Annotated in this window: 5 protein-coding genes; 4 read left to right on the top strand and 1 reads right to left on the bottom strand. The window is 54.7% G+C overall.

What is annotated here, in order from left to right:
- Positions 1-75: 75 nt before the first annotated feature.
- Positions 76-1,074 (bottom strand): class II fructose-1,6-bisphosphate aldolase, encoded by a 999-nt coding sequence (gene fba / locus ACO6BQ_RS03085; protein WP_489119462.1) that lies wholly within the window; start codon positions 1,072-1,074, stop codon positions 76-78.
- Positions 1,075-1,217: 143 nt separating this feature from the next.
- On the opposite strand from fba, the gene smc reads away from it, so the two are divergent.
- From smc to ACO6BQ_RS03065, 4 genes are read left to right on the top strand one after another with little or no spacing between them, the layout of a single operon-like run.
- A complete protein-coding gene (gene smc / locus ACO6BQ_RS03080; protein WP_489119461.1) occupies positions 1,218-4,784 on the top strand; it encodes a chromosome segregation protein SMC in 3,567 nt (1,188 codons plus the stop codon).
- Between the two features lie 17 nt (positions 4,785-4,801).
- The gene (ftsY, locus tag ACO6BQ_RS03075) at positions 4,802-5,737 is read left to right on the top strand and encodes a signal recognition particle-docking protein FtsY (RefSeq protein ID WP_489119460.1); all 936 of its coding nucleotides are present in this window, start codon (positions 4,802-4,804) and stop codon (positions 5,735-5,737) included.
- Positions 5,738-5,772: 35 nt separating this feature from the next.
- Positions 5,773-6,318 (top strand): NUDIX domain-containing protein, encoded by a 546-nt coding sequence (locus ACO6BQ_RS03070; protein WP_489119459.1) that lies wholly within the window; start codon positions 5,773-5,775, stop codon positions 6,316-6,318.
- Between the two features lie 16 nt (positions 6,319-6,334).
- Positions 6,335-6,964: a site-2 protease family protein gene (locus ACO6BQ_RS03065; protein ID WP_489119458.1), complete on the top strand. Its 630-nt coding sequence runs from the start codon at positions 6,335-6,337 to the stop codon at positions 6,962-6,964.

The raw sequence follows: 6,964 nt of genomic DNA, 5'->3' as shown, positions 1-6,964 counted from the left end.
CGAAAAAATCTACGCCAATCTGACGGACTTCATTTTATCAGCGATTCCTAAAGATTTCGTTAAGGCAACGAGAAATTACTTGTTCTGGTCAATGAGTGCCTGAACTTCGGCAGCCTTGCCGTCGGAGCCAAGAACCTCTTTGATCTTGTGGGAAACGAGCTCCTTGATGTAGCTGCGGCCGTCGGTCAGATACTGGCGCGGGTCGAAGTGTCCCGGCTCCTTCTTGAAGTGCTCGCGAATGCCCGCCGTCATTGCAAGACGGAGGTCGGAGTCGATGTTGATCTTGCAGACGGAGGACTTTGCCGCACGGCGCAGCTGATCCTCGGGGATGCCGACGGCATCCGGCATATGTCCGCCGTTCTCGTTGATGATCTTCACATACTTCGGAATGACGGAGGACGCTCCGTGGAGAACAATGGGGAAACCGGGGATGCGCTTCTCGATCTCCTCCAGGATGTCGAAACGGAGTGGGGGCGGAACGAGAACACCGTCTGCGTTGCGCGTGCACTGATCCGCCGTAAATTTGAACGCGCCGTGCGAGGTGCCGATCGCAATTGCGAGGGAGTCAACACCCGTCTTCTCGACGAAGTCCTGCACTTCCTCGGGCTTCGTGTAGGACGCATCCTCTGCCGAGACATTGACATCGTCCTCAATGCCTGCGAGCTGACCGAGCTCTGCCTCGACAACAACGCCGTGTGCGTGTGCGTACTCGGCAACGCGCTTTGCAAGCGCGACATTCTCGGCGTACGGGAGGTGGGAGCCGTCAATCATGACGGATGTGAAGCCGCCGTCGATGCAGGACTTGCAGATGTCGAAGTCCGCGCCGTGATCGAGGTGCAGTGCGATGGGAATATCGTTGATTTCAAGAGCTGCCTTGACGAGATGGACAAGGTACTCATGACGAGCGTACTTGCGTGCACCCGCAGAGACCTGCAGGATCAGAGGGGACTTGAGCTCTCCTGCAGCATCGGTGATGCCCTGGACGATCTCCATGTTGTTGACGTTGAAAGCACCGATGGCGTAGCCGCCCTCATAGGCTTTCTTAAACATTTCCTTTGTTCCAACAAGTGGCATGTGATTACCCCCTATTAAAGCTAAAAACATCTCACGAACGATCTTATTATAGCATAGTTTATTTACGGAAGATACCGTTTTTTGAAATTTCCCATCCATTCTGCTATAATGAGTGGACTAATTTATAAAGGCAGGTGCGTTGCGTGCAGTTAAAGCGCTTGGAAGCGTACGGATTCAAGTCATTCGCCGAGCGGATTGTCGTCCAATTCGATCAGGGGATCACTGCAGTCGTTGGACCGAATGGGAGCGGCAAAAGCAATATTACGGACGCCGTTCGCTGGGTTCTGGGCGAGCAGAATATTCGTATGCTGCGCGGGCTGCGCTCTGAAGACATTATTTTTGCGGGCTCTGCCGCCCGACGTGCACTCAGTGTTGCCGAGGTTGTGCTGGTCTTTGACAATACGGATAAGAAACTGCCCATCGACTACGATGAGGTCGTCGTGAAGCGCCGTCTTTATCGAAACGGCGACAGCGAAGTATATCTGAATGATTCGCGCTGCCGTATCAAGGATATCTATCAGCTCTTTGCGGATACGGGAATTGGTCACGATGGCATGAGCATCATCGGACAGAATCGATTGAATGACATCCTGGACAGTCGTCCCGAGGAGCGCCGCGTGTTCTTCGAGGAGACGGCGGGTATCACGAAGTACCGTACACGCAAGCAGGAAGCTCTGCGCAAACTGCGTGAGAACGAGGGCGATCTCGTTCGCCTGAACGATATCATGTATACCCAGGCAGCAGAGCTTGAGCCGCTTGCCGTGCAGTCGGAAAAAACGATGCAGTTTCGCCAGCTCGATGCCGAGCGGCGGAAATATCAGCTTACCTCGCTTGTGCAGCAGCATGAGAGACTCTTGCGGGAGCAGGAGTCTCTCATGCAGACACTGAACGAGCATCGTGATGAGGAGGCGCGCGAGATGCGTGCGCGCAGGGAGGCTGAAGAGAAAAAGAATGCGCTCGAGGCGGACATTGCGCTGATTGACGGGCGTATGCAGGAGAACACCCGAAAGCTCCGCAGACAGCAGGAGAAACTGGACGTACTCCGACAGGAGGAGTCCCACATCAAGGGGCGGCAGGATCAAGGATCCAAGCGCAAAACGGACGTTGAGGGGATGCGTCAATCTGCCGTTGCAAAAAAGCAGGCAACGGAGCAGGAAATTGCCCAAATCGATGCGATCTTGGCACAGCAGAACGCTGCGATACAGGAAAAAAAAGCGGAGCAGACGGACGTGCAGCAGGAAATCGCACGTGTGCAGGCGGTGCTTTCCAATGAGGAACGGACGATGGCGCAGCACGCATCATCGCGCACAGCCGTACAGCGTGTACTTGCACGCCTGAGGGAGCGGCTTGCAGTTGCGCGGAATGCTGCGGAGCAGGGGGATGAGAGCAAGGAGCGTCGGCAGGAGGAAATCGAGCGTCGTCGCACGGCCCTTGCGGAGGCACAGACAGAATGTGAGTGCAAAAATCACACGCTCGTACAGTCCGAAAAGAATTTGCAGAGCATATCGCAGGAACAGCGTCGTCTTTATGAAGACATTGAGAAACTGCGCAGTGTGATTGAGCATGGCGAGGCACAGCTTCGAAAGTCGGATGCGGAGCTCCTTCGTCTCCGACAGAATCTTGACTTTCAGCGGCGGATACAGGACAGCTATGAGGGCTTCGGGCGGGATGTGCAGACCGTCCTGCAGGCGACGGAGGGGTGGCGGCGCGGCATCGCGGGAACGGTCGCCGATCTCATTCGCATCCCGGAGCGTTATCTCACGGCGATTGACGTTGCTCTCGGCGGGAGTGTGCGGAATGTCGTCACGGAGGACACGGATACGGCAAAGTCTGCCATATCGTATTTGAAGCGAAAGAACGGCGGACGCGTCACCTTCCTTCCGCTGACGACGATTACCGTGCGTCCGCCCCGTGAGATTAACCTCGGACGCTATCACGGTGTCATCGGATGGGCAAATACGCTGGTTCAGGCAGAGGGGAAGTTTCAGCGGGTCGCGGATCATCTGCTCTCTCAGACGCTTGTGATGGAGACCTTGGATGATGCTCTGATTGCGGCAAAACAGGAGGGCTATCGCCTCCGCATTGTGACGCTCACGGGCGAGCTCCTGAATCCGGGCGGTTCGCTCACGGGCGGCGGACGCAAGAAGGAGCGATCCACACTGCTGAACCGCCGCACGGACATCGAGGCACTGCACAGCCGTCTGCAGGAGCAGGAGGCCGCGCATCGAAAGCTGAATTCCTCGTTGGAGCAGCAAAGACAGCTGTTCAAGGAAAAGAGCGGGCAATCTGCGACTCAAAGGGCTGCGGCGGAGCGTCTGGCGCAGGAACTCATGGAACTGCGTGGAAAATGCGATATTCTAAAGGAACGCATTGTAGATCAGGCGAACACCCTTCATGAGATGGAGCGTGCGGAAGAGGAGCGTTTGGCAAGCGGCGCGAAGCTCATGCAGATACAAATGCGCATGGAACGTCACATTTCCTGCTGTGAGGCGCATGAGGAACGCTTTGCACAGGCAGCCGAGCAGAGCGGTCATCGGTGCGTGGAGCTGCGGAATGAGCAGCAGGGATATGAGGAGCGTTTACACGGGCTGGATGTTTCGATTGCGGCTCTTTCGGCGGAGATCGAGGCTCGCACGCGCAACCGCAAATCCCGTACATTCGACCTTGCAGAAGCGGAACGCACGCTGAAGGAAATTATCACACAGGATGCACTGCTTGCCGATGAGCTGCAAAGGGACAAGGATCGCCTTGCTGAACTGACGAGTGACATTGCGCGTCATGATGCGGTGTTCCAAAAACGTGAGAGACGCGGCGAAGAGCTGAAGGATCAGAGATTGGCGCATGAGGCTGAGAGCCGGATGTTGGACAGTGCCATCAAGAGTGCTGTTGCACGGATTGAGGATATCCGTAGCAAGCAGCATAAATGCGACAACAGTCTGGAGGGCATTCGCATACGTCTGGGAGATTGCCGTGGAACGCTCCTTTCGGAATTTGGGCTGACACCCGAGACTGCGGCTGCAGAGATGATGCACGATGCAGATCCGGATGTCTTGAAAGAGCGTCTGCGCGCTCTCGATACTGCCATTCGTGCGCTCGGTGCGGTGAATCCCAATGCCGTTGAGGAGTATGCGGAGAAGAAGACACGGTACGACGAGGAAGAGAAGCAGATTGCGGATCTCAGAGCGGCAAAACAGGACATCGAGCAAATCATCCAAAAGATCGATCAGGATATGACGCGCACGTTTCGTGAGGCGTTCCGCCAGATTCAGGAGTATTTTAACGAGATTTTCGTGCGTCTCTTTGGCGGCGGCATTGCGGAATTGCGTCTGACCGATAAAGACGATATACTGAGCAGCGGGGTTGAGATCCTTGTGACCCTTCCCGATAAGAAACGACAGAACCTATCGGCTCTTTCGGGCGGTGAGCGAGCACTCACCGTCATTGCGCTCCTCTTCTCGTTCCTGCGGTACCGTCCTTCGCCGTTTTCCATTTTGGACGAGATTGATGCGCCGCTGGATGAGGCGAATGTCTCCCGCTTTGGCGAGTTCCTGCAGGAGTTTGCGAAGCATACACAGTTTATCGTGGTGACACACCGCAAGGGCACGATGCGTGCAGCGGATACAATGTATGGCGTTACGGTTGAAGATGCGGGTGTTTCCAAGGTTCTCTCCATACGGCTGAAGGATTATGAAGCGGAACAGACCGCATAGCACAGAAAGGAGTTATTGTGGGATTCTTTGATCGGCTCAAAAAAGGCCTGACGAAAACACGCGAGAACTTCACACATAATATCGAACGGCTTATCATCGGATATGCCGACATTGACGATGAACTCATCGATGATCTCGAAGAGACCCTGTTGATGGCGGATGTGGGCGTCAAGACGACGGAGACGCTCATCGCAGCGGTACGCAAGGGCATCAAGCAGAAGGAGATCCGTACACCCGAGGATCTGATTCCGTTTTTGGAAAAGGAAATTGTTCGCATCCTTGAAGAGGGTGAGAACACATTTCACATGGCGGAACAAGGACCGACGGTGCTGCTCGTGGTTGGTACGAACGGTGTCGGAAAGACGACGACGATTGGGAAGCTGAGTGCCTATTATCGCAGACAGGGGAAATCTGTACTGCTCGCGGCGGCGGACACCTTCCGTGCGGCTGCCATCGACCAGCTGGAGATCTGGGGCAAGCGTGCGGATGCACAGGTCATCAAGCACGGCGAGGGCTCAGACCCTGCTGCCGTTGTCTTTGATGCACTGCAGGCGGCAAAGGCACGCAATATCGACATTGTCATTGTCGATACAGCAGGGCGGCTTCAGACAAAGTCGAACCTGATGCAGGAGCTTGAGAAGATCTATCGCGTGATTGGGCGCGAGATTCCTGCGGCACCTCATGAGACACTGCTGGTTCTCGATGCAGGCACGGGGCAGAATGCGATTAGTCAGGCGGAACTCTTTACACAGGCAGCACCTGTGTCGGGGGTTGTTCTCACAAAACTGGACGGAACGGCAAAGGGCGGTGTGACGATCGGAATCAAGTCACAGCTCTCGATTCCGATTAAATGGATTGGAGTTGGTGAGGGGATGGATGATCTTCGCCCCTTCCATGCAGAGGATTTTGTGAGCGCTTTGTTTGTAAAACGTTCGGACGAAGCCCAGGAATAGGGGTTTTTGTATGTTTGATGGGAGGGGAGTCCACTATGTATGAGGATCTTGTAGAAGTAAAATGCAGCAGTGAGAATATTTTTGACGGAACGCTGCTTCATGTCCGCCGTGATGTGGTGCGTCTGCCGAATGGGAAAGAGTCCGTCCGCGAGTGGATTCATCATCCGGGGGCGGCGGCAGTGCTGCCTGTCCTGCCGAACGGCAACGTCATCTTGGTGCGCCAGTTCCGTTATCCCATCGGGAAGGTGACCCTCGAGGTTCCGGCGGGGAAGCTCGATATGGTGGGGGAAGACCCTCTGCATTGTGCGCGACGTGAGCTGTCGGAGGAGACCGGTTACACAGCTGAGAAATATGATAAACTGACCGTGATCGCGACAACGGTCGGATTTTCCAATGAGTATATCCATCTGTATCTTGCCCAGAACCTATCGGTTGGAAAACAGCATACCGATGAGGATGAATTTGTCAACGTCGTTCAAATGCCGTTCTCCGATGCGCTGGCGATGGTAAAGTCGGGGGAGATTATAGACTCGAAGACGATCATCTCGCTGATGATGGCAGAAGAACGTCTGCGTGGTTAATGAGTGGGAGAAGTGTATGTTCGGATTTAACTTTGAAGAGATGCTGCTCGGTATCCCCGGGCTCATCATTGCCATGACGTTTCACGAGTACGCACACGCACGCGCTGCTGTATCGCTCGGGGATTTTACGCCGCGCCTTATGGGCCGTCTGACGCTTGACCCGCGTGCGCACATTGACCCAATCGGGCTGATTATGCTGTTTCTCGTGCGCTTTGGTTGGGCGAAACCCGTGATGGTCAATCCCAGTAATTTCCGCCAGCCGAAACGGGATGATATTCTCGTGTCCGTCGCAGGCCCTGCGATGAATCTGCTTCTTGGGTTCATTGCATTCTACATCATCCTGTTCATCCGCACGCACAATGTTGACGTTTCTTCCATTACCTATGGGATCATTCAGATGATTTTCGTCTACAATGTCAACTTTGCAATTTTTAACATGCTCCCGATTCCGCCGCTCGACGGTTCGCACATTCTGCGCAACCTGCTTCCGCCGGATCTCGCCTATCGCTATCAGTCGATCGAACGATACAGTCTGCTCATTATGATTGTGTTCATTGCAACACCGCTGCTGAGTGTTGTCCTGATGCCGCTTTTTCAATTGGTGTACAGCGTCTATAAGATTGCCGGCAGCATTCTTCTGTTCTAG

It is taken from the genome of Centipeda sp. (in: firmicutes), assembly GCF_057271695.1.
Note: the sequence above shows the minus strand (reverse complement) of the source record. Positions and strands in the feature narration are given on the sequence as shown.

What these genes read in the sequence shown, in the direction of transcription:
- fba (WP_489119462.1), bottom strand. Translation starts at nt 1,074, where the DNA reads ATGCCACTTGTTGGAACAAAGGAAATGTTTAAGAAAGCCTATGAGGGC.
- ACO6BQ_RS03070 (WP_489119459.1), top strand. Translation starts at nt 5,773, where the DNA reads ATGTATGAGGATCTTGTAGAAGTAAAATGCAGCAGTGAGAATATTTTT.
- ACO6BQ_RS03065 (WP_489119458.1), top strand. Translation starts at nt 6,335, where the DNA reads ATGTTCGGATTTAACTTTGAAGAGATGCTGCTCGGTATCCCCGGGCTC.